This is a genomic window from Streptomyces sp. NPDC059695 (assembly GCF_042733785.1).
Taxonomy (GTDB): domain Bacteria; phylum Actinomycetota; class Actinomycetes; order Streptomycetales; family Streptomycetaceae; genus Streptomyces.
Window position 1 is genome coordinate 218326 of record NZ_JBHWFF010000003.1, and the last position, 21903, is coordinate 240228.

Sequence of the window (21903 nt, forward strand, 5' to 3'; positions counted from 1 at the left end):
GTTGGTCAGGCCTTGAGGTCGACGACGACGCGCGTCACGTCACCGCTGCGCATCGCCTTGAAGCCCTCGTTGATCTCGCCGAACGGGATGACCTGCGTGACCATCTCGTCGAGCAGCAGCCGCCCCTGCTGGTAGAGGCGCGCGAGCTGGACGATGTCCTGACGCACCTGCCCCGATCCCATGTACGAGCCGATGAGGCGCTTCTCGCCGAAGAAGAAGTCCGACGCGGGCACCTTGAGTTCGGTGCCCTCCGGGGCGATGCCCACCAGGCACGCGGTGCCGGTCGCCCGCACCACCGAGAGTGCCGTGGCCGCGGTGCGCGCCGAGCCGACGGCCTCGAACGAATAGTCGACGCCGTCGCCCAGCAGCTTCCGAACCTCCGCGGCGACGTCTTCGGCACCCCCGTTCACGACATGCGTCGCGCCGTAGCCGCGCGCGGCCTCAAGTCGCGCCTCGTCCAGGTCGATCGCGACGACGGCCGAGGCCCCCGCCAGTCTGGCTCCCTGGATGATGGCCGACCCGACGCCACCGCAGCCGATCACGGCGACCGTGCTTCCCGGACGCACCTGGGCGCCGCGGAAGACGGCGCCGACGCCGGTGATGACACAGCACGCCAGGAGACACCCCACGTGCAGCGGCACCGCGTCGTCCAGCTTCACCAGCGCGTTCTCCCGCATGAGGGTGTGCCGCGAGAACGCGCCGATGTCGCCGAGCCGCTCGACCGGCTCGCCGTTCGTCAGCTGGAACGCGGGACGCGGGCGACGACGGACCTCCGCCACGCGCCGACACTGCGTCGACCGGCCGGCCTCGCAGTTGACGCAGCGGCCGCACGACGGCGTCAGCGCCCCGACCACGCGGTCGCCGACCCGCAGTCCGGTCACCGCGGAGCCGGTCGCCTCGACGACTCCGGCCACCTCGTGACCCACCACCACCGGCAGGTCGGTCGGCACCGTGCCGGTCATGTAATGCAGGTCGCTGTGGCACAGTCCCACGTGCGAGACCGCGACGCGCACCTCGTCGGGCTCGGGATCGTCGACCTGGATCGCGGTCATCTCGAGCGGTTCGTTCACCGCGGTGAGCACCGCGGCCTCTGTGTCGATCACGTCTTCTCCTCAGTTGTTCCTTGCAGAAGGGGCCGTACCGACCCCTGTCCCGAGCTACTTGCCGGTGCCCTTCGCGGTCCAGAAGCCTTCGATGCCGGCCCTGAACACGCCGCTCTCCCAGGTCTGGCGCGCGGCGGCGTCCTCACGGGCGAAGGCCTGCTCGATCTCGTCGAGCCGCGGCCGCAGCAGCGCGAGATGAAGCGCCGTCGTGTTGTTCTCCGGCGTCCACTCGACGACCAGGTCGACCGCGCGGTCGACCAGCTCGTCGGGCGCGACGATCTCGTCCAGGAGACCGATCCGCAGGGCCTCCTCGGCGCCGATCCGCGGCGAGCCGAGGACCATGCGCATCGCGTGGTTCCGGACAAGCCTGTTCAGCAGCAGGCTGGACGCGTTCGAGATCGTGATGCCCCGGCCGTTCTCCGGCTGGTAGTACTCCGCCTTCGGACTTCCGATCCGTGCGTCGCAGCAGAGGGTGATCTCCGAGGCACCGCCCACCGCGAGACCGTTCACGGCCGCGATGACGGGGACCCGTGTCTCCACGATGGCGCGGGTGATGTCGTGAAAGGTCTCGAACGCCTCCCGCATCTCCTCGTACGAGGAGGGCGGCGCCTGGAGGTCCTCACCGGCTGAGAACGCCCGGCCCTCACCCGTGAGCACGATTCCGCGCACGTTGTCGCCGGCCCCGAACTTCCTTATGACATAGGCGAGTCGCCTTCGCGTGACGACGTCCATGGCGTTCAGCTTCTCCGGACGGCGCAGGGTCAGTACCGCCACGCCCCGTACGACGTCGACGTCGAGGACGTCCGTGGACGGGGGGGAGGACGGGACGGTGGGTGCGCCCGCAGAGCCGCGCCGGGCGCCCAGGTCGAAGGTGACACCGGGCTCGGCCGCGGCGCGGGCCTTGAGGGCCGGCTTGGACACGCGCTCGGACGGTGTCCGCGGGAAGTCGACGACGAACTCGACGTAGCGCGGCACTTTGAAACGGGCGAGCTGACGGCCGGCCCGGTCGACGATCCGTGCGGCGGTCGTACGGTCGGCCGGCACCCCGGCGGCGAGCTGGACGAAGGCCTTGACCTCTTCACCGAAGGTCTCGTCGGGTTCGGCGACGACGGCGGCGGCGATGACCTCCTCTTCACGTTCGATGGCGGCCTCGACCTCGGCGCTCGCGATGTTCTCGCCGCCCCGGCGCACCATGTCCTTGATCCGACCGACGAGCTGGACGCCGCCGTCCGGCCGGCGGACGACGACATCGCCGGTGTGCAGCCAGCCGTCCCGCAGCACCTTGGCGGTGTCCTCCGGACGGTTCCAGTAGCCGCGCATCAGCGGCCTGCCCGAGACGATCAGCTCACCGGGCTCGCCGTCGGGCAGGTCGGCGCCCTGCGGATCGACCACCCGGACCTGCTTCGTCGGCGCAGGAAGCCCCAGGCTCCCGCTCCCCACGGCGTTCACGTCATCGACGGAACTGAACAGGTCGACGCCGGACTCGGTCATGCCGTAGATCTCCCGCCACGGCGCTCCCCAGCGTTCCTCCAGCTGCGCGTGGATCCCGACCGGGATGCCCGAACAGAGCACCAGGCGCAGCTGGTTGTCCAGGTCGTCGGGGTTCGGCGGTTGCTTGAAGAGCAGCGTCGGCATGGACCCGAGCACGTAGAAGAAGGTGGCACGGTGGCGGCGGACATCGGCGAAGAAGCCCGACGCGGAGAACCGGGGCAACACGACCAGCGGGGCCCCGATCGTCAGGGCGAGCGCGGTGTTCCACTGCGGATCCATGTAGGAGAACGGCTGCGCGGTGAGCAGGACGTCGTCGGACCCGAGGCCGGTCAGTGCGGCGCAGGTCCAGCCCAGCCGCACCCAGTAGTCGTGGGTGAGCATGCATGCCTTGGGGAAGCCGGTGGTGCCCGACGTGTACTGCAGGTTCGCCAAGGTCTCGGCGGCAGCGCTCACCGCCGGAGCGGTCGCCGGGAACGGCGCGGACCCGTCCGCTGCGACGTCGACGATGCGCAGGTCAGCCAACTCGGTTTCGGCGTCGGTGACTTCCTTCAGGAGGCCTACCCGCTCGTGGTCGGTGAACACGACCCGGGCTCCCGAATCCCGCAGGAGGAAGGTGAGATCAGCCCGCTTGTACGAGGAGTTGACCGGCACTGCCACCGCCCCGGCCTTCAGCGCGGACAGCCACACGACCGGCCAGTGCACGATGTTCGGGAGCATGATCGCGACACGGTCGCCGGGCTGGATGCCGTCCACCTCGATCAGCCGATGTGCCAGCCTGGAGGTCCAGTCGTCGATCTCGGCAAACGTCCAGGATCCGTCGCCGAAGCGCAGGAACTCCCGATCGGGTGATCGCTGCGCACGCTCGGCCAGCAACCCGGTCAGCGTCGCGATGGACGGGTCCTCTCCCATCTGCTGGGGCCCTACGGCCGGCTGCGGACGGCGAGAGGCCGCATCTGCCTCTCGCTGAGGCGTTTCCTTCACGACCACGACTGCTCCCCGGCCACGGCACGGCTCTGCTCGCGTCGGTTCGGCTCCGCGTCGACCGACTCGTTGTGCCTGTGCAGGACGCGGTAGGCGAAGTAGTAGGTGAACATCTGGAGACCCCAGGTGCTCAGCGCGCCGATGTAGAAGAGGGTGTGCGCCGCGTCGTCACCTGGAATGTGGACGAAGTCGTATGTCCAGGCGATCGCGCATCCGGCGGCGGTCGCCAGAATCACGCCGGCGGCCATTCCCTTCGCATCGATCGACCAAAGCCGCCTCGCGAAGTAGATCAGGAACAACGTGGTCAGAACATTGACCACGATGAGGAAGATGGCGACCCCCACGCCGAGCCGCCCGCTGAAGAACAGCAGGAAGAGTCCGACCGCGGCGGCGAACACGAACGCCCCGACATCCGTCCGCACGGACGGCTTGTACCGGTGTGTCACCTGCATCAGGCCCATGACGAGGATCAGCGTGATGCCGACCGACCGGGAGAACTGGTCGAAGAAGAACGCGACGGTGTACATGGGACTCTTCTCGTCGGCGCCCACGAGCGCATAGACGAGGAAGTTCGACCCGGAGGTGGCGACGATGATCCATTCGAGGCCGAGAAGATAGTTCTTGAAATTCCGAATGAATTTCCACCCGAAGGTGAATCCGACGACGATCATCCAGACGTCGGCGAGCAGAAAAAGCAGGTCTCTGAATGCCATTTTTTCCTCGGTTCCTTGATCCTCGTCAGAGCGTGGTGGGCAGGCCGGCGTCGATCGAGGTGTAGTCGTCCCGCTTGAGCAGGTCCGAGGGGTCGGACATCTGGCCGGCGACTTCGGCCCAGCCGAGGTAGTGCTCCGACGACCAGTCGAGGGCTCGCTGGATCTCTTCCGGGAGCTTTCGGATCTGTTCCAGGCTGTACGTGAGGAAGTGGTTCTCCTCGGTGCGCAGGAAGGCGAGGTCCCAGCCCATCGAAAGACCGAATCGGTGACCGTCCGTGGTGGTGTTCTCGCCGCCGCCGTGATAGGTCGATCCGATCCAGATGAGCGCGGAGCCCGCCTTCATCTCGGTGGGGATCGTCTCCTCGTACCGAGGCGCCCGGTGGTTGTCCCAGAGGTGGGAACCGGGAATCACCAGCGTCCCGCCGTTCTCCGCGGTGAAGTCGCTGACCGCGACCATGATCTGGACCCGAGCTTCGCGCTGGTAGTCCGGATGCCGCCACAGCCAGACGGAATCGTCGCGGTGGAGCGGCTGCGCGCCCTGGCCGGGGCCGATCTTGATGGCCATGGTGGCACCGATGTGCATACCCGCCGGGGCCGGCACCGCCTCCTCTCCGAAGAAGACGTTCAGCGGCTTGTTGAGGATGAGCTCGGCGACCCGGTGGTACAGCGGGTTCAGCGCCACGGTGACCATGTGCTCGGTCTTCGCGAACAGGCCGCCCGCCCGGCGGGTGCGGTTGCCGGCGAACACCTCGTCGTGCCCCGTGTCCACCGCGTCGAGCACGGGATCCAGGTCGTTCTTGAGCCCCGTGATCGTCGCGTCGTCGAAGAGCCCGTCGACGATCACCCCGCCGTCTCGCAGGATGATCTCGACCGCCTCTTCGGGGGTCGTGTCGGCAGTGATCCGACAGAGTCCTGAGGTCGACATGGCAATTCCTTCCAGTCAGGACCGGCGGCCACATCACGCCTCCGCAAGGCGGTGAGGTCATGCTGCTGCATCATGGTCGCTCGATCAAGTCAAATGACTAAGTTCTTGTGCGGAGGAGTCGCAGCGTGCGCCGATCGGGGCAGAGTCGCCTGTTAGCCTGGTTGTCGACTTGATCAAACGTCCAACTTCGACAGGGGGCACAGGTGGCACGGGTACCGACGGCCGAGCGACGCAACGATCTGGTGAACGCCGCCATCCACGTGATCGCGACCCACGGCGTCGACGGTGCGACGACTCGCCGGATCGCCGAGCAGGCGAAGGCCCCGCTGGCGACGCTGCACTACTGCTTCCAGACGAAGGAGCTGCTGTTCGCAGCCGTCTTCGAGAGGTTGGCGGAGCGGTACCGTGAGGTTCTGATCGAGAGCGATGTGCACGGCGACGTCGCCGCGACTGCGCGTGCGATCCTCCGCGGCCTCACGAACTGGTATCTCGAGTCCTCTTCGGAATTCGCGTCCGCGACCGTGGAGCTGATCAGCTGGGCGCAACGCCAGGAGTCGCACCCGGCCGTGACCGTGTACAACGAGGCGTTCAACGTCGTGCGGTCGATCCTCGCGAGAGCGGCCTCCGGCCAGGACATCACGCCCGAGACGATCGATCAGATCGGTTATGTCATCGGTGCGCTTTCCGACGGCTTCGTCGTGAACTGGCTGACGTATGCCGATCGTTCCCGGGCCGCCGAGCAGGCAGAGATCATCGTCGACGTGCTCGATGCGTGGCTGACTGCGAAGCTCGCCTGATCGCAAGAAGCCCTGTGCACGCCTCGCCGCCGAGTTCGCCCGGATCGGCCGGTGGACGGCGACCGGCGAACCCGGGTGTGTGTCCGCCTGCCGGCGAGCCCGCAGGCGGACACCCGGGTCGCCTCGTCACAGGCGCTTGACGGCTTCCTCGACGATCCACGTCATCGTCGGATCGTCGCTCTCCATCCACTCCGGATGCCACTGGACTCCCAGAACGGGTGCGCCCGGGAACTCCACCGCCTCGACCACACCGTCGGCCGTCCGTCCCGTCACGACGAGCCCCGTGCCGCAGTGGTCGACAGCCTGGTGGTGCCAGGAATTGGTGACCGCCCGAGCCCCGAACAGTCCCGCCACGATCGAGCCGGGCTCGAACGTCACGACGTGATCGTTCGTGCCGTCGGTGGGTGCGGCCTCCGGGGACAGATGCCGCACCGCACCGGGCGGAAGGTCGGCGATGAGCGTGCCACCGAGCGCGGCGTTGAGGACCTGCATGCCCCGGCACACGGCGAGCAACGGTATCCCCCGGTCGAGCGCGGCACGTACGAGCGCGAGCTCGTACCTGTCCCGCTCGACGTCGTGGACCATCGGATTCGACCGCGGGTCGACGTCGCGGACCACCGACGTGTCCCCTCCCCAGCACGCCGGGTGCAGGTCCTGCCCACCTGTGATGACCACGCCGGCCAGCCAGTGGCAGACCGCCTCCGCATCCGTCTCGTACGAGAGGTTCACGGGGAGACCGCCGGCCTGTGCGATCCGGATCGCGTAGTCGGACATGTAGCTGTCGGTGCAGCGATCGCCGTACCGGCGGTCCCCACCCCTGATCAGTTCCAGCCGGATCCGTCGGCCGGTGATGCCGATCAGCGGCCGCATCGCCGTCGGCGTGTCGCCCGTCGCGCTCACGGCAGCTCGAAGTATCGGGCGGACTCCCACTCGGAGAGTTCGGCGAACGGATCCCCGCCCGCGGTGTGGAACTGCATCCACTCCCACCGGCGCGACCCGACCCAGTAGTCAACGAACTCGGCGCCGAGGAGATCGCGAAGGATCGGGTCCGCCTCGAGCGCGGCGGCGGCCTTGGTGATGGTGTCCGGCAGCCGGGTGATCTCGCCGGGCGGCATGCACCACGCCATCTCGGCGACCGGCTCCGGCGGTTCGATCTTGCGTTCCACGCCCGCGATCACACCGGCCAGCACGCCGGCCAGCGCGAGGTACAGGTTCGCGTCGGCGCCGGGGACCCGGTACTCCAGGCGGGAGTACGACGGGTGCCCGCACACTGCCCGGACCGCGGTGGTCTTGTTGCTGATGCCCCAGGTGGCCGTGACCGGCGGGCCGCTGAGGTCCACCAGGCGCCGGTACGAGGTGATCTGCGGGAGCACGATCGAGGTGTTGCCCTCGATCGTCGCGAGCAGACCGCCGACGGCATGGCGCATCACCTCCGACGGCCCCTCCTCCGCGTAGAACGCGTTGACGCCGTCGCGCTGGAGGGACAGATTGATGTGCGAGGCCTGCCCGTAGCCCGCGGTGGGCTTGGCCATGAAGGTGACCGTGTGGCCGAGGTCGAACGCGACCTCGCGCATGATCTGGCGGGTTCGCGCCCAGGCGTCACAGACCGCGATCGGATCACCGGGCGCCAGGTTGATCTCGATCTGGCCGGCGGCGTCCTCGTCGTTCCAGGCCTCCCACTCGATGCCGACCGCGTCGAGCCGGTCGGCGACGGCGTTCATGTAACCGGTCCAGTCCTTGGACTTCGCCAGGTGATAGGCCGTACCCGCGCTCCCGCCGAGCGGAGTCAGGTCGCGGTATCCGCGTGCGCGCGCCTCGTGGATGGACTCTTCGAAGACGGTTGCCTCGATCTCGACGGCAACGGTCGCGGCGAAGCCGAGCGAGGCGAGCCGGTCGACCATCCTGCGCGTGAGGTTGCGCGGACAGAGGGGGACCGGCGTGCCGTCCTTCAGCCAGTAGTCGCCGATCACGGCGTCGAGACCCGGCTCCCACTCGACCCGGGTCGAGAGGTCGGGGCGGAAGTAGACGTCGTCCAGATGCCCGCGCCAAGCGGGATACGCGAAGCCGAAGGCCGGGGCGTTGCCGAGGTCGAGCCCGAACAGGAGGTCGGCGAAGGCGAACCCCGAGTCCACGCCGGAGGCGAACTTCTTCGGTGCCAGCGTCTTGCCGAGGAACGAGCCCTCGTGGTTCGTCGCTTCGATCCGGACAGCCCGAACGCTGGTGTCCCGGACGTCAACTCCGGTGACGGGCTTGATGAGTTCAGACATCGTAACGGACCTTCCAGGATGCGCCGATCATGACCGACAGCTGAGAGAGAGTGCCCTGAATCCCGAGCACACCCGAGGACAGGACGGCGAGCAGGTCGTCGGATCCGGAGAACACGCCGGCCAGCGTCTCCGGTGCGCCGGCGATCAGGTAGTGCGTCTCGCCGTCGCCCAGGACGACCTGCTCAAGACCCTCCGGGCCTTCGGTCACCGCGATGAGCACGTCCGGAAACCCCGGTACGGAGCGCCCGGCATTCCAGAAGTGCTCGGCGGCCGCCCGCCAGTCCGGCACCGGCGGCGACAGCGCGAGCAGCGCGCCCGCGGCCAGGTCCGCGTCACCCGAGGGATCGGAGGTGGGTGCGAACCGGGCGTTCAGGTCGACGGTGAGGGTGGCATCGGATTCGACGAGGACTCCGCTCGACACGTCGACGGTGTCGCTGCCGAAAGTGATCGTCGCCGCCTGCGGGGTGTCGTGGGACCGGATCGCCACCGTGGCGGCCGACTCCTGCGGGGCCGGAAGCACATGGCCCGTGCGGGCGGCATCCCGCAGCGTGCGGCCGATCAACCGGACGAGCGGAGTCGCATCGTCCTCGATCCTGATGTCGACCTCTGTGGCCGTCGCTGCGCGGGACACCGCAGGGGCCGTCGTGGTTTCGGTCATCCTCCAGTCCTTTCGACTTCGGGAGATCACACGCGCCGCGAATCGGTCGCCGCGGATCTCGGATGGACCGTGATCATCTTGGCCAAATGACTCGATCAAATGACTAGATCAGGTGACTAGGATGGTGGGGTACGGCTCGCGACCTGTCAATGACTTCGGAGAGGCCCGACAGTGAATGAAGTGAAGCCCGCGTACTGGGACCAGCTGGATGCCGATGCGCAGCATGCGGCGCGGTTCATCGCCGAAACCCTCACCAGACCGGTACGGGAACTGGGTGTGAAGGCCGCACGGAAGCTCCTGGCGACCTCGCCGCCGGAGCGGCCCCTCACCCCTCTTGACCTGGTCGAACAGCTGACCCTGCCGGCCCGCTCCGGCGAGCTCCGTGCGCGCCTCTACCACCCGGACGGCACGCCTCTGTCCGCCGGTCCGTGCCCGGTGCTGCTCTATCTGCACGGTGGCGGCTTCGTCCTCGGCACCCTCGACGGAGTCGACGAGGTCTGCCGCGCGATCGCCGCCCGATCCGGGTGGGCGGTGCTCTCCCTGGAGTACCGACTCGCACCGGAGAATCCCTATCCGGCAGCCCTGGACGACTGTCTCGACATCTTTGCCTGGTTGCGCCGATCGGCTCCCACGTACGGCCTCGATCCGCAGGTGATCGCCGTCGCAGGCGACTCCGCAGGCGGAAGTCTCGCCGCCGCGCTGTGCCTCAAGCTTCGGGACGCCGGTCTGCCAGGGCCTGTGTCCCAGGTGCTCGTCTACCCCGCTGTCGACGACGCGTTCGCCACCCCGTCCTGGGCGGAGTTCGCCGACGCACCCCTCTTGACCAGCGCGGATGCCCGCTGGTTCTGGGAGCAGTACCTCGGACCCGACCACGAGGGAACGGTCGATCACTACGCGGCCCCCATGCACGCCGCATCGCTGCGGGATCTCCCCCCGGCACTGGTTCTCACCGCCGAGGTCGACCCGCTTCGCGACGACGCCGAGGCGTACGCCGAGAGGCTGCGGCGTGACGGTGTGGAGGTCACCGCGACCCGCTGCGCCGGCGTGTTCCACGGCTTCTTCACCGAAGTGGGCGTGTTCGCCAGGACGGACGAAGCGATCTCGCAGGTGGCGCGGCACCTCCGAGACGTTGCCGGCAGCTGAGCGCGCACACGTAAGCCGACTCGACGTGCGTTCGGCTATTGACGGCACTCGGGCCCGTGGCTAGATTCCGTTGGTCATACGACTAAGTCGGATGACTAAGACGTGCGCGCCGATGGGCGGAGGGGCGAACGGCCCCCGCCGAGGCGAAGCCCTGACGGCCAGATGTCACCCACCTTTCGACTACCCGAAGGCACACGCATGACTGAGACCGCTCCACCCACCGCCCCCGTCGTCGACCTCCTCTGTGTCGGCGCGGGATTCTCAGGCCTTTACGCGGCGTACAAGGCCGCCGAGAAGGGCTGGACCTTCGCAGGGTTCGAAGTCGCGCCCGGCGTCGGCGGCACCTGGTTCTGGAACACGTACCCCGGCGCCCGGTGCGACGTCGAGAGCATCTACTACTCCTACTCGTTCAGTCAGGAGCTCCTGCAGGAGTGGACGTGGAGTGAGCGCTTCGCTCCGCAGGCCGAGATCCTCAAGTACATCAACCACGTCGCGGACCGCTTCGACCTGCGCCGGCACTTCAGCTTCAACACCCGGGTGACTTCCGCGACCTGGCTCCCGGACGAGCGGCTCTGGGAAGTGACGCTCGACTCCGGCGAGACCCGGCGGGGTCGCCATCTGCTCGCCGGCTCGGGCGGTCTTTCGGCGCCCAAGGACTTCGACGTGCCGGGCCTGGAGAACTTCACCGGGATCACGGTCTCGACGAGCCGGTGGAACATTCCGCTGAGCGACCTGGCGGGCAAGCGCGTCGCCGTGATCGGTACCGGATCGTCCGCGGTGCAGAGCATTCCGCTCATCGCCGAGGTCGCCGAGCACCTCACCGTGTTCCAGCGCACGCCCAACTACGTGTTTCCCGCACGGAACGCCCCGCTGTCGGCGGACTACGTGGACGAGATCAAGGGCAGCTACGCGGCGATCCGCGAGGAGTGCCGCCACTCGCTCGGTGGCATCCCGGACCGTATCCCGGACGCCGCCGCGTTCGACGTCTCCGATGAGGAGCGGCGTGAGCGCTATGAGCGGGCCTACGTACGGAGCGGATTCAACGGCGTCGGCGGCGAGTTCTCCGACCTGCTGACCGATGCGAGGGCCAACGAGACCGCGGCGGAGTTCGTGCGGGGGAAGATCCGCCAGATCGTCCATGACTCCAAGACCGCCGCGGTCCTCGAGCCCCGCTTCCACGCGCTCGGCGCGAAGCGCAGCTGCTTCGGTACCGACTACTACGAGACCTTCAACCGTCCGAACGTCTCGGTGGTCTCCCTGCGCGACGAGCCGATCGACACCATGACGAGCGACAGCATCGTCACCAGGGGCGGCTCCTACGAGGTCGACGCCATCGTGCTGGCGATCGGATTCGACGCCTTCACCGGGCCGCTGTTCGCGCTCAACGTCTCCACCCCGGAGTCCGGCAGGCTGCAGGACGCGTGGAGCGACGGCGTCCGGACGTACTTGGGCATCATGACCGCCGGCTTCCCGAACTTCTTCATGATCGCCGGACCGCAGAGTCCGGCGCTCGCGAGCAATGTCGTGGTCACGATCGAGCAGGCCGTCGACTGGATCACCGATCTCATCGGGCACGCGAAGGCCGGCGGCGCCGAGGTCGTCGAGCCGACGGTCGAGGCTCAGGACGACTGGGTGAAGATCACCGAGGACACGGTCAACCAGACCCTCTACGCGACCACCGACTCCTGGTACCGCGGTTCGAACGTGTCCGGCAAGCCGACGACCTTCCTCGGCTACGTGGGTGGTGTCGGCAAGTACCGCCGGATGTGTACCGAACTCGCCAAGCGCGGCTACCCGGGCATCGAGCTCGACGGCGAGACCGTCGCTCGCCGCCTCGGCCGCATCCACAAGGAGATCGCATGAAGGTGGTGCACCAGCGCTACGTCGCCCACTCCGACGCGCACTACGCGGGGAACCTCGTCGACGGGGCCTTCGGGCTGAAGCTCTTCGGGGACGCCGGAACGCACCTGGCGATCACCATCGACGGCCACGAGAGCCTGTTCGCCGGGTATGCGTCGGTCGAGTTCCTCGCCCCGGTCCGCGGTGGCGATGTGGTCGAGGTCGAGGCGCGCCTGGCGTCGAAGGGGCGGCGCAGCCGGACCGTCGACTTCGAGCTGCGCATCATCTGCAGGTCCGTCGACGACAGTGGCCGGGCCGAGGTGCTCGCCGAACCCATCGTGGCCACTCGGGCGCGAGGGACGGCGGTCGTTCCGGCCGACACCGTAACGACGACGCCGTGACCATTTGGGGCGTCGGTCGGCGAGGGCGGTTCGAGATGAACCGCAACAGGTGGCCGTTCACGACGGCTTAGAACAGCGTACGGCGGTGGGCCCGCAGGTCCACCGCCGTATCAGGAGACGCCACCCAGGCGTAAAGGGGAGCAGTTCCCAGCCGGGTGGCTGTCCGCACGTACGGCCCGCCGATTTCGGCGGCAGGCCGTACTCATGCATGCGTGGTCCCGCAAACAATCACTCGGAGACTAACATGACTGAGCACAGCGAACTGAGCGGCCTGGCGGGGGAGTTGCGGGCGGCCAAAGCGCCGCGGAGGGGGGCGCTCATCGGAGTGGGTGCCCTGCTCGTCATCCTGACCAACGCGATCATGTTCATCCTGCCACCGCTCTTGCCGGTCATCCAGGCGCAGTACGGACTCACAACGGTCTCCGCCACCATGTGGATCTTCACTCTGCTTACGTTGGGAGGAGGCGCGGGCTACATCCTGCTTCCCCGACTCGCCGATGTGTCCGGCGATCGCAACGCGTCCGTGTTCGCCTCCGGGTGTCTCACCGTCGGAGCTCTCATCCCCGCCGTGGGTGACTCGTATCCGGCCCTGCTCATCGGTTCCGCGATCATGGGCTTCGGTACCGCGGCCCAGCTGCTGCCCTTGGGCTTTCTGCGGCGGAACCTGGCGGAAGAGGGGATCGTCACGGCGGTTCGCGTGTTGGTCATCGCCACGGGAGTCGGGATTGTCGTGGGCATGATTGGCGGTGGGGTCATCGTCGAGAACCTGTCCCTGCGCACCTTCTTCTGTATCCTCGCCGCGGCGTTCGCCGCGACGACGATCGTCTCGTTCGTGGTCATCCCGCACTCCCCGCCGGCCGAGTCCGTCGGCCGCATCGGCGTGCTCGGCACGGTGTGGATGGTCGCGTGGGTCGCGGCGGTGCTGCTGACCCTGACGCAGGGGCTGGTGTGGGGCAATGCGGCCGTCATTCCGCTGATCGCCGGCGTCGTCGGCGGAGTCCTGTGGGTACGTGTCGAACGCAGGTCCTCGGTGGCGGTGTTCGACGTGGCGATGCTGAAGTCGCCCCTCGTCACCGCGGCGTCCCTGTCGGTGGCGTTGTTCGGCGCTGTGAACGCGGCGTTCCTGTTGCTGCTGAGCACCTACAGCCAGGTCATTCCCGCGTACCTCCCGTCGAAGGACGCGTACGGCCTCGGACGCACCGCGCTGCAGACGGGTTGGCTCATGGTGCCCTTCGCGGTGATGTTCGTGGTGGGTGGCAAGGTGGTCGATCGACTGGTCGCCAAGGGGCGCGGTGCTTCTGTGCTGGTGATGGGTGCTCTCCTCACCGCCGCGGGGCTCGGCTGGCTTGCTCTGGCCCACGACCGCCCGTGGCACTACCTCGTCGGCGCCGGTGTGATCGGCCTCGGATGCAGCATGGGATATGCGGCCGGTTTCAGCATTGCCCAGATGGCGGTATCCGAGGAGAAAGCCGGGATGGCCGCGGGCGTGGTCGGCACCGCCATGGCGATCGGCATCGCCTTCGGGTCGGCACTGATCACCGGGGTGCTGAGCGCGTCTGTCGTCCCCGTTCCCGGAACGGACATCGAGGTCGCCGCGGAAAGCCTCTACGGCACCGGCTACTGGATCTCGGTCGGCCTGGCCATGTTGATCGTGGTCGCCGTGCTCATCTCGCGAGTGCGCAACGGCCGGCGCGCGCCCGCCGTGGCGTCCTAGATCGACCACGCTTCCGAGACGAACGCCGCGGCGTGCAGCCCCACTCGTCCAGCTTTCCTCGGAACATCTTCAAGAAGTCCTCGCCCGCGGGGCGCTGACCTGCGCAGGTAGACGTCTAAGGGGTGCTGGCCTGCGGCGTTGCTCCGTTCCGGGGCTGGGTGCTGCTGGGGGTGCCGGACGGCCGCCCCGTGCTCAGACTCGTCTGACGAGCTGTGCGCGGGACGGTGCGGTTCGGATGATCAGGCTGCCTTGGGCTGGGAGTCGGCGAGGTCGTTCAGGACCGCGTTGACCACGGGCCAGCACATGTCCAGGGTGTCGCGGTCCGGGGCGTGAGCCTCCCGGATCTCGGCGCGCGGATGGACGAAGTTGCGGTACTTGCGCAACTCGTGGCAGAAGCGTTCGACGTCGGCCCCGATCCAGCCGGCGTCGTGGCAGGTCTTGATCAGGGAATCCAGGCTCACCCTGTCGGGGAGGTGCGGCCGAGCAGGGAAGCATCGCGCTCGTGAACGACGTGGACGAGGACGCCTTCGAGGAGGCTGCCGAGCATGACGATGGCGTCCACATGGGCGCCGTTGGCGTAGCAGGTGTGGGCCTCGTCCAGGCGGTGCTGGAGGAGGCCGGCCATTTTCTGGTGGCTCCGAGGACAGGAGCGCCAGCAGCACGATGGCCATGACCACCCCAGGGAGAGCAACATCCCGTCGTAGCGGAGCCTGCTGCCGCGGCACGCGGTGGAACAGTCCGCCGTCGTCGCGGCCTCCCGCTACCTGCCCAGTGGATCCCGCGCCGGCGTGGGCGGCGACTGGTACGACGTGATCCCGCACCCCGTTGCGGGCGAACCTCCGAGCGAGCTCGACGGACTGGGGCGGGGGCGCGACCGCTACCGCTTCCGGGCCGTGCTCGAGCACTGCCAGGAGGACGGTGACGTGCCCGGCCGTCTCCTCGGACGCGAAAGCGGCGATGTCCTCGTACCGCCACAGCTCGGGGAGCTCGCTGCGGGTGAACCGCAACATGACGTCGACCGCCTCGTCCGTCCGAGGCCTGAGCTCCAGAGCCAGACGGCGGAAGAAGGCGTCGACATCGGTCCTCATACGGGCATTGTCCGGAAGCCAGCGGGCATCTGCCACCGGGTGAGGGAGGGGCAGGCTCCGACCCCCGGGGCGATTGCGGTAGGTGACCAATCGTGCGTAAGTTCGAAATTGATTCCACGTTGGCTTTGTTCGCACCGTCTGTCGTGCCCACCTCTCCGACGCCCCGGCCCCACAGGCCGGCTGCGGGAGCCACCCGGGACCAGCAGAGCCTTACGCGGGCCACGGTGGGACCGGTGCTGTCACCCCATCCGTACCCTCGCTGCCCAGAGGCTTCCGGGCACTCTCGCTCCGTCCCTCTCATCCCGGCTCCGCCCAGAGGTCCGCCCGCACCAACACGTGACGACGGCCCCGACGGTGCTGCACGGCGCGTCCGGCGAATGTTTCTGGTCGTCAACACGGTCCTCCTTGCCGTAGGTGTCGTACTTTCCTGCTCCACAACGCTTTCCGGGGCCCCGTTCGCGGGCGCCTCGCGTGCGTCGCCGGGCCGCGGGTGCGGGCGCCAAGCACCGGCTGGTATTCACCGATCGGGTGGTCGCGACACTGACCCATCTGCGATGCGATCTCCCGCAAGTCGTTCTGGGTCCGCTGTTCGGGATCGACCGCTCCACGATCACCCGGGTGGTGGCGGAGATGCGTGCTCTGCTCGCGCGCCGCGGTTTTGCGATGACGGACCGTCCGGGCATACGGCTGCGCACCCTCGCAGACGTCTTCGCTTACGCGCAGGCCGAAGGCGCGGCCTTGCGGCTGGATGCCACCGATTTCCAGTCCGTCGTCCGGTCGGTCACCGGGGCTGGCGGCGGGCCTTCGTGTCCGGCAAGAGGAAGCGGAACACTATGAAGGCCACCGTCGTCGCGGACGGACACGGCCGTACCCTGTGGGCCGGCAACCTCCGCCCGGGACGCATGCAGGACGCCACCGCCATCCGCGGCGAAGGCGTCGGCGGCCGCTTCCGCCAGTTTTTCGACGTTCAAGTTCTACTTGCTGAAGGGTATTTGGGCTTCCGGCGGGATTGCCCCGCCCGGCGGAACCCTCCCAGACGCCTACCTCGCCATCGCCGGCCTTGTCTCCGACCGCGCCTCCACATGAACCAGGCCCCAGCCCAGGCCAGCGCGTCCCCACCGCAATCACGCACCAACTCGTAACCACCGGCGGGGAGATCTCAGCTGCCGTCACACGCCAGTTCGTCAGCGCTCGCAGTCACTTGACCGACCGCGGAGCACCGACGACGGACTGTTCCGGTGGCCCGTGCGGGCGTGCGAGCGCTATGTGGTGCGGAACCGCTCCCGCTCGACCTCCATGACCAGTCCCGCACCGATCAGCCGCTCCAAGTGCTGCACCGCGGTCCGTCGCTCGACCGCTCCCACGTGGGAGCCCTCGACGTCGGGACGGTAGACGAGGCGGTGTCCGGCGATCTCCTCGACGGTGCGCGGCTCGTCGAGGAACGCCAAGAGTGCCGCGTCCCGCCTCTCCACCACTCGGGCGAAGGCCTCGAGCCGTGCGGAGAACTCGCTCGCGCCCTCGATCACGCCCCTCTGGTGGGCCGTGCCGTACCACCGGACGTCGATCTCCCGGCAGCGGCGCATGGAAGCCTCGAAGTCCGCGAGGCTGCTGCCGGTGTCTCCGTAGTAGGGGCCGAACGACGTCAGGTCGATGTCCGCCACGTACAGGAAGCCGTCCGGTTCGATGAGGAAACCGCAGTGGCCCGCCGTGTGACCGGGCAGGTGGACGACGGTCACGGTGCGGCCGCCGAGGTCGAACACGGTTCCGTCGGCGAACCCCGTCGCGTCGGTCCGGTCCCGTACGTGGAATCGGTCGCGCAGTATCGCGTCGGTGTGCGCGGTGGCGTCCGGCGGGAGACCGTAACCGGTGGCCATGACCTCGCGGGAGCACAGTGCGGCGAGGTCGCCGTCGTGGATGCGGACGGGCACCTCGTAGCCGCCGAGGCCCGCGACGTGGTCCTCGTGGGCGTGGCTCACCAGGACCGTGTCCGCCGGCGGCGCCGCTCCGACGAGCGACAGCGACGGGTCGATGACCAGCGTCTCGGCAGTGCCGCGTACGAGGACGGAATTCGCGTACGGGTAGGCGCCCCGCTCGGCTCCGACGAGCACGGTGACCCCGTCGTACTTCTCTTCCGTGTACCCCGGTTTCGTCATGGTCGGTGCTCCTTCTGGTGCGGGTCTCGTGCTGGTCGGATCGGGCTTACTGGCCTGGTGAGGACAGGTCTGCCGGGCGGGATGAAGGGAACGACCCTGCAGGCCGGCCGCGCACTACCTCTTCGCCTGCTCGTACGCGGCCCGCCGGGAACTCTGTCCGGTGCGGGCCGGCGGCCTCGTGCTGCCCAGCCAGCCGAGGAGGAACGCCGCCGGGACCGAGATCAGGCCGGTGGTGTGGAACGGGTACCAGTTGAAGGACACGTCTGGCCACAGCGCGTATGCGCTGCCGGAGACGGTGGGCGAGAAGAGGGTGAGGACGGTGCACAGGGACAGACCCCCGTACACGCACCACAGCAGCCCCCGGCGGTTGAACCCCGGCCAGAAGAAGGAGTAGATCAGCACAGGGAAGACGCAGGTCGCCGTGACGCCCAGCGAGAACGTGATCAGGAACTCGACGGGATAGCGGTGGAAGGCGGTGGAGAGCGACAGCCCTGCGACGCACAGGACCACGACAGCGGAGCGAAGCGCCCACACCTGTTGGGTGTCGGTAAGGGGGCGCCCCGCCCGGGCGAGGGCACCGTGTGTGAGGGAGACCGCGGCTGCGAAAGTCATGCTGGTCACCACCGTCAACACGGCGAGGAAGGCGACACAGGCCACAACGGTGATGATCACGACGCGTGCGGTCGATCCGTTTCCGAAGAGGCCGGAGGCGAGCAGGATCGGGGCCGCTTGGCCGTTCGCGTCGACCGCGCCGATCTGTCCGCTGCCGACCACGGCGGCCGCCGCGAAGCCGGTCGTGATCAGGAGCAGGTAGAAGACCGCGGTCAGACCCGCGGCGATGCTCGTGGACCGCCGTGCCGATCGTCCGCTCCGCGAGGCGGCGACTCGGAGGACCAGGTGCGGCATCATCGCCATGCCGAGGACCATGACGATGTGGTCGCTGATCGTGTTCAGCGGGCCGAGGCCCGACGTGTGCACCCACAGCCCCCGGCTCAGGTAGCCGTCGGGTGCGGTGCTCTGCTCCACCGCGGCGTCGAGCAGGCCGCCGGGGTTCCATGAGAACCTCCGCACGGCGAGCAGGGTGATCACCGCGAGCGTCACCAGTGTGATGGGCACCTTGACGACCTGGACGAAGCTGTTGCCCCGCAGGTCCGTGACCGCCGCGAAGCAGGCGATGAGGCAGCCCATCAGCACCGTGCAGAGCACCTGGGCCGCGTCGCTCGACATACCGATCAGGAGCGCCGTGCTGATGCCGGCAGCCCGCAACTGGACCATGAGCACGGGAACCGTGATGGTGAGCGTCACCACAGCCGCTGCCGTGCGCGGTCCCCGGCCCGGCGCGCGCAGCGAGAAGAGGCCGCCGAGCGTGTACTGGCCGCTGTCGCGGATCCGCTGGGCGAGGAGGAGGAGCACTCCGAGCGCGAGGACGCCGTCGACGGCGGAGGCGAACCCGTCGTAGCCGAAGAGGGCGACGGCTCCCGATGCTGCGAACAGGGTGACGACGGTGACGTACTCGCCCGCCAGAGCGAAGCCGTTGAAGACCGGCGGGAGCGACCGGTCGGCGGTGTGGAGGCTTTCGGGGTGTTCGTCCTTGCTCGCGAGGGTGAAGACCCACAGCAGGCATAGGCCGATGAAGGCCAGGAAGGTCGTGATCACGGAGGAACGCGCGGCCGAGCCGACCGGGTCGAGTGTGCCCGCGCTCAGGAGGAACGGAGTCGTCACCGTTTCACCCCCCGCCCTCTCGCGAGGAGACGCCCGCGGTCCTGGTCGACGGAAGCCCAGGGACCGGGTGACACTCGTCGGGGCCGTCCGAACGTGCAGACCGGGCCTCATACCACCACACGCTGACGAGGAAGACGCCGAGTTGCAGGGCGCCCCATACGACGCCGAGCGTGAGGTGCCCGTACGCACGGGTCCCCGTCAGCGCGGTGGAGCAGGACAACACGACGCCGACGGCGAGAGGAACCGCGTTGAGGGTCAGGAAAGTTCGCCGGATCTGTCTGCCCGTCCCGTCGGGACCGGCACCGCGCCGCGCCGCGGGCGGACGGCCTGGTGGGGCCGGGGTGGAGGGGAAACGCACGGAAACCTCCGGAAGTGAGGGTGGGCGGCGGGGCATGAGGACACGTGAGGGGGGGGAGAGAGGCGTACCTCTGGGAGCCCGGCGGCAATCGCAGGCCGAGAGTGTCCGGGGCCTCCTCAGGCGTTACACGGCTGCGGGGGAGGCGACCACTCTCACAGTCGGCTGATCGGGCCGAGGGATCTCGAGCGTGCACGCCCCAGGGGCTTGTCTTGATGCGGGCGGAGAACGGAACCGCTGCGCTGCTGGAGCGCGAGCGAGGGCCCGAGGTGGTCGATGATGTGGTCAGCGGCCGACTTGGACACCCTGAACAGCGGCGAATCCCTTGCGCGCGTTTCGCTTGCTGCCGTTGGTCATGTCGTTGAACCTGTCCACGGTCCACGCCGCGCGCAACCCGAGACGCCCCATGATCATCGGAACCGCACGGCCGAACTTCGGTTCATCGACCCAGATGGTGCGCAGATCGTCCGGGGTGATGCCGGTGGCGATTCGATCGGCGATGAGGGACCCCGATGTACGTGGCCTGAGCGAGCCCGTGGCCGTTGCACGCGAGGGCGTAGTCGATGTCGCCGCCGATCGTCCCGGCGATCGGCAGCCAGGTCGAGGTGATTCCGATCCAGCCGCCCCACGCGCGGGCGATCGCCACGTCCGCCAGCGTCGGGAAGCGCCGCGCGAACGCACTCGCGAGGTCGGCGACCACTGCCGGGTCGGGGCTGCGCTCCGGAAGCGGATAGTCCGCGGCACGCTCGATCCGCCGGACGCCGAACACGATGGTGTTGCGCGACGTGAGCCGGTAGTTCTCCATGATGTTGTGCTGGGTGATGAGCCCGGACCGGCTGGTCCAACCGAGAGCGGCGAGACGCTCCCTGGCGATCGGCTCGGTCTCCACCTCGGTCACCCACGTGGGCGACGACAGGCGTTTCGGCGTGATATCCCACTCGCCCGCATAGGCGCTCGTGGCCAGCACCACCTTATCCGCCCGGACGATGCCGCTGGGCGTCTCGACGGTGACGCAGCCGTTGCCGCGGACGATATCGACGACCTTCGACTGCTCGAAGAGCCGCACCGGCGAGGCGAGCACCGCGCTCCGCAGGCCACGCAGGAACTTCCCGGGGTTCATGATTCCGCCATGGATCTCGCGCATGCCGCCGAGGAAGCCGTGCGGGATGCCCAGTTCGCGAGGGGTGCCCTCCTCGACGTGGGCCCCGGCACGGCGGAGGATCTTCGCGATACGACGCGTTCGCCCCAGCTGGCCACGAGAGACGGCCGCGAAAACGTTGCCGGTGGCCTCGTAGTCACAGTCGATGCCGAGCCTCCCGATCAGGCCCTCGACGTGGACGGCGGCGTTTTCGGTGAGGCGGATGATCGCTGGCATACGTTTGCGGTAGAGCAGGTTCAGCAGCTGGATGTCGCCGCCGGGCGCACTTGCCAGCTGGCCGGCGTTGCGGGAGCCCGCGCCGTATCCGCAGAACTCCGATTCCAGCAGGACGGCGTCGACGCCGTGCTCCGCGAGGCGGAGCACGGTCGCCATGCCCGCGAGTCCGCCGCCGATGACCGCGACAGAGCAGGTGAGGCTCTCCGTCAACGACGGGCGGGCGTCGGTGGGCGGATCGACCCATCCTGTGAACGTGGTGTAGGTCGTGTTCGCGGTGGCGCTCATGCGATGTCAACTCCTGTGACGGTGGTCGGGGCGACCGGGACGAGGCCTGCGTCGATCCGCTCGTCGTGAGCAGCGAAGGCGGCATACGCCCGGTAGATGACGAGCATCGCCAGGCCCCAGGTGAACAGCGCGAGGATGTAGAACCGGGTGTGGTCGGCGTCGTCGCCGGGGATTCGCCAGAAGTCGTAGACCGACGCGACGACCACGTTCAGCGCGGTGGCGCCGGCCACCCACGCGGCGTGGGCGCGCTCGCCGAACTTCCAGAGACGCCACGCGAAATAGCACAGGAAGCCAGAGGCCGCGAGTGCGGTGATCAGGAAGAACACCTTGCCCGGCGTTCCGATCTCCTCGGCGAACTCGGAGAGCAGGACCCCGAGGATCGCGGCCAGGGCGAAGGCGCCTACCTCGACTCGGGCTGTGGGCTTGTACCTGTGGGTGACGGCCAGCAATCCGAGGATCAGGATCAGCGTGAACCCGATCGAGCGCGAGAACGCGTCCAGGAAGAAGGCGATGTGGTGCATCGGGGAATGGGGACCGGCCTTGGTCACCCCATAGATCAGGAAATTTGTCCCGGATACGCCCATGATTATCCATTCGAGGCCGATCAAATAGTTGTGATGGCCTCTGATGAACTTCACACCGCAGATGAATCCGACGGCGACCATCCAGATGTCCGACGCGGCGAACAGTACGTCGCGCATGGCAGCGCCTCCTTGCGGGTGACCGTGATCTGGTGCGGCTTCCACAGTGGCGTGCCTGCGAGGACGCCCGCTACGCCGACGTGCACCGATGTGTCGCGACTGCCGCAGCACACTGCACCACGACTACGCCATAGGTGCGGCACCGCAATGACTCGGGCAGTGCACTGTGCACCACGCCGTCACGCAGGACGG

General features: G+C 68.3%; 18 protein-coding genes and 2 pseudogenes. 6 read left to right on the forward strand and 14 right to left on the reverse strand.

Features of this window, described 5'->3' with window-relative positions; translation table 11 throughout:
- Positions 1–5: 5 nt before the first annotated feature.
- From ACFV2S_RS06225 to ACFV2S_RS06240, 4 genes are all read right to left on the reverse strand, one after another.
- Positions 6–1103 carry a Zn-dependent alcohol dehydrogenase gene (locus tag ACFV2S_RS06225; RefSeq protein WP_385554707.1) on the reverse strand — a complete coding sequence of 366 codons (1098 nt, stop codon included), beginning with the start codon at positions 1101–1103 and terminating at the stop codon, positions 6–8.
- A gap of 54 nt (positions 1104–1157) precedes the next feature.
- Entirely contained in the window at positions 1158–3503 is a 2346-nt protein-coding gene (locus tag ACFV2S_RS06230) for an AMP-binding protein (protein WP_385554709.1), read from the reverse strand.
- 68 nt (positions 3504–3571) lie between these two features.
- Positions 3572–4288 carry a transporter gene (locus ACFV2S_RS06235; protein WP_385554710.1) on the reverse strand — a complete coding sequence of 239 codons (717 nt, stop codon included), beginning with the start codon at positions 4286–4288 and terminating at the stop codon, positions 3572–3574.
- Positions 4289–4313: 25 nt separating this feature from the next.
- A complete protein-coding gene (locus ACFV2S_RS06240; RefSeq protein WP_385554712.1) occupies positions 4314–5213 on the reverse strand; it encodes a phytanoyl-CoA dioxygenase family protein in 900 nt (299 codons plus the stop codon).
- Between the two features lie 203 nt (positions 5214–5416).
- Between ACFV2S_RS06240 and ACFV2S_RS06245 the strand changes: the two genes are divergently transcribed.
- Complete coding sequence (locus ACFV2S_RS06245) at positions 5417–6010, forward strand: TetR/AcrR family transcriptional regulator (RefSeq protein ID WP_026058698.1); 594 nt, start codon at positions 5417–5419, stop codon at positions 6008–6010.
- 126 nt (positions 6011–6136) lie between these two features.
- On the opposite strand, the gene ACFV2S_RS06250 is transcribed toward ACFV2S_RS06245, so the two are convergent.
- The 3 genes from ACFV2S_RS06250 to ACFV2S_RS06260 are packed head-to-tail and all read right to left on the reverse strand — an operon-like array spanning position 6137 to position 8935.
- Positions 6137–6910 carry a gamma-glutamyl-gamma-aminobutyrate hydrolase family protein gene (locus ACFV2S_RS06250; protein ID WP_385554715.1) on the reverse strand — a complete coding sequence of 258 codons (774 nt, stop codon included), beginning with the start codon at positions 6908–6910 and terminating at the stop codon, positions 6137–6139.
- Positions 6907–8277, reverse strand: a complete 1371-nt coding sequence (locus ACFV2S_RS06255; RefSeq protein WP_017241817.1) for a glutamine synthetase family protein — start codon at positions 8275–8277, stop codon at positions 6907–6909. The genes ACFV2S_RS06250 and ACFV2S_RS06255 overlap by 4 nt, the downstream gene beginning before the upstream one ends.
- Positions 8270–8935: a hypothetical protein gene (locus ACFV2S_RS06260; protein ID WP_385554717.1), complete on the reverse strand. Its 666-nt coding sequence runs from the start codon at positions 8933–8935 to the stop codon at positions 8270–8272. The genes ACFV2S_RS06255 and ACFV2S_RS06260 overlap by 8 nt, the downstream gene beginning before the upstream one ends.
- A gap of 180 nt (positions 8936–9115) precedes the next feature.
- Between ACFV2S_RS06260 and ACFV2S_RS06265 the strand changes: the two genes are divergently transcribed.
- From ACFV2S_RS06265 to ACFV2S_RS06280, 4 genes are all read left to right on the forward strand, one after another.
- Positions 9116–10078 (forward strand): alpha/beta hydrolase, encoded by a 963-nt coding sequence (locus tag ACFV2S_RS06265; protein WP_385554719.1) that lies wholly within the window; start codon positions 9116–9118, stop codon positions 10076–10078.
- A 198-nt stretch (positions 10079–10276) separates the two neighbouring features.
- On the forward strand, positions 10277–11941 hold the full coding sequence (locus ACFV2S_RS06270) for a flavin-containing monooxygenase (protein WP_385554721.1): 1665 nt from the start codon (positions 10277–10279) through the stop codon (positions 11939–11941).
- Positions 11938–12318: a hotdog domain-containing protein gene (locus tag ACFV2S_RS06275; RefSeq protein ID WP_385554723.1), complete on the forward strand. Its 381-nt coding sequence runs from the start codon at positions 11938–11940 to the stop codon at positions 12316–12318. Before ACFV2S_RS06270 ends, ACFV2S_RS06275 begins: the two co-directional genes overlap by 4 nt.
- Positions 12319–12562: 244 nt before the next feature.
- Entirely contained in the window at positions 12563–14032 is a 1470-nt protein-coding gene (locus ACFV2S_RS06280; RefSeq protein WP_385554725.1) for an MFS transporter, read from the forward strand.
- Between the two features lie 239 nt (positions 14033–14271).
- Here the strand turns inward: ACFV2S_RS06280 and ACFV2S_RS06285 are convergent, their stop codons facing one another.
- Entirely contained in the window at positions 14272–14493 is a 222-nt protein-coding gene (locus ACFV2S_RS06285) for a hypothetical protein (protein ID WP_385554726.1), read from the reverse strand.
- Positions 14490–14657 (reverse strand): hypothetical protein, encoded by a 168-nt coding sequence (locus ACFV2S_RS06290; RefSeq protein ID WP_385554728.1) that lies wholly within the window; start codon positions 14655–14657, stop codon positions 14490–14492. The genes ACFV2S_RS06285 and ACFV2S_RS06290 overlap by 4 nt, the downstream gene beginning before the upstream one ends.
- Before the next feature lie 937 nt (positions 14658–15594).
- On the opposite strand from ACFV2S_RS06290, the pseudogene ACFV2S_RS06295 reads away from it, so the two are divergent.
- Positions 15595–16169, forward strand: a pseudogene (locus ACFV2S_RS06295) (transposase family protein); the annotation flags it as partial.
- A gap of 213 nt (positions 16170–16382) precedes the next feature.
- Here the strand turns inward: ACFV2S_RS06295 and ACFV2S_RS06300 are convergent.
- The 5 genes and pseudogenes from ACFV2S_RS06300 to ACFV2S_RS06320 all read right to left on the reverse strand — a co-directional run bounded on the left by ACFV2S_RS06300 (position 16383) and on the right by ACFV2S_RS06320 (position 21711).
- The gene (locus ACFV2S_RS06300; protein ID WP_385554729.1) at positions 16383–17273 is read right to left on the reverse strand and encodes an MBL fold metallo-hydrolase; all 891 of its coding nucleotides are present in this window, start codon (positions 17271–17273) and stop codon (positions 16383–16385) included.
- Positions 17274–17387: 114 nt separating this feature from the next.
- The gene (locus tag ACFV2S_RS06305; protein ID WP_385554731.1) at positions 17388–18995 is read right to left on the reverse strand and encodes a transporter; all 1608 of its coding nucleotides are present in this window, start codon (positions 18993–18995) and stop codon (positions 17388–17390) included.
- Between the two features lie 594 nt (positions 18996–19589).
- Positions 19590–19670, reverse strand: a pseudogene (locus tag ACFV2S_RS06310) (IS5/IS1182 family transposase); the annotation flags it as partial.
- Positions 19671–19789: 119 nt separating this feature from the next.
- Positions 19790–21010 (reverse strand): NAD(P)/FAD-dependent oxidoreductase, encoded by a 1221-nt coding sequence (locus ACFV2S_RS06315; protein ID WP_385554733.1) that lies wholly within the window; start codon positions 21008–21010, stop codon positions 19790–19792.
- Positions 21007–21711, reverse strand: coding sequence for a transporter (locus ACFV2S_RS06320; protein ID WP_385554735.1), 705 nt, complete (start codon positions 21709–21711; stop codon positions 21007–21009). Before ACFV2S_RS06320 ends, ACFV2S_RS06315 begins: the two co-directional genes overlap by 4 nt.
- Positions 21712–21903: the final 192 nt, after the last annotated feature.

Bases quoted from the DNA above. Each gene is read 5' to 3' on its own strand.
- ACFV2S_RS06230 (WP_385554709.1), bottom strand. From the start codon at position 3,503: ATGGGAGAGGACCCGTCCATCGCGACGCTGACCGGGTTGCTGGCCGAG.
- ACFV2S_RS06235 (WP_385554710.1), bottom strand. From the start codon at position 4,288: ATGGCATTCAGAGACCTGCTTTTTCTGCTCGCCGACGTCTGGATGATC.
- ACFV2S_RS06240 (WP_385554712.1), bottom strand. From the start codon at position 5,213: ATGTCGACCTCAGGACTCTGTCGGATCACTGCCGACACGACCCCCGAA.
- ACFV2S_RS06255 (WP_017241817.1), bottom strand. From the start codon at position 8,277: ATGTCTGAACTCATCAAGCCCGTCACCGGAGTTGACGTCCGGGACACC.
- ACFV2S_RS06260 (WP_385554717.1), bottom strand. From the start codon at position 8,935: ATGACCGAAACCACGACGGCCCCTGCGGTGTCCCGCGCAGCGACGGCC.
- ACFV2S_RS06270 (WP_385554721.1), top strand. From the start codon at position 10,277: ATGACTGAGACCGCTCCACCCACCGCCCCCGTCGTCGACCTCCTCTGT.
- ACFV2S_RS06275 (WP_385554723.1), top strand. From the start codon at position 11,938: ATGAAGGTGGTGCACCAGCGCTACGTCGCCCACTCCGACGCGCACTAC.
- ACFV2S_RS06280 (WP_385554725.1), top strand. From the start codon at position 12,563: ATGACTGAGCACAGCGAACTGAGCGGCCTGGCGGGGGAGTTGCGGGCG.
- ACFV2S_RS06290 (WP_385554728.1), bottom strand. From the start codon at position 14,657: ATGGCCGGCCTCCTCCAGCACCGCCTGGACGAGGCCCACACCTGCTAC.
- ACFV2S_RS06300 (WP_385554729.1), bottom strand. From the start codon at position 17,273: ATGACGAAACCGGGGTACACGGAAGAGAAGTACGACGGGGTCACCGTG.
- ACFV2S_RS06315 (WP_385554733.1), bottom strand. From the start codon at position 21,010: ATGAGCGCCACCGCGAACACGACCTACACCACGTTCACAGGATGGGTC.
- ACFV2S_RS06320 (WP_385554735.1), bottom strand. From the start codon at position 21,711: ATGCGCGACGTACTGTTCGCCGCGTCGGACATCTGGATGGTCGCCGTC.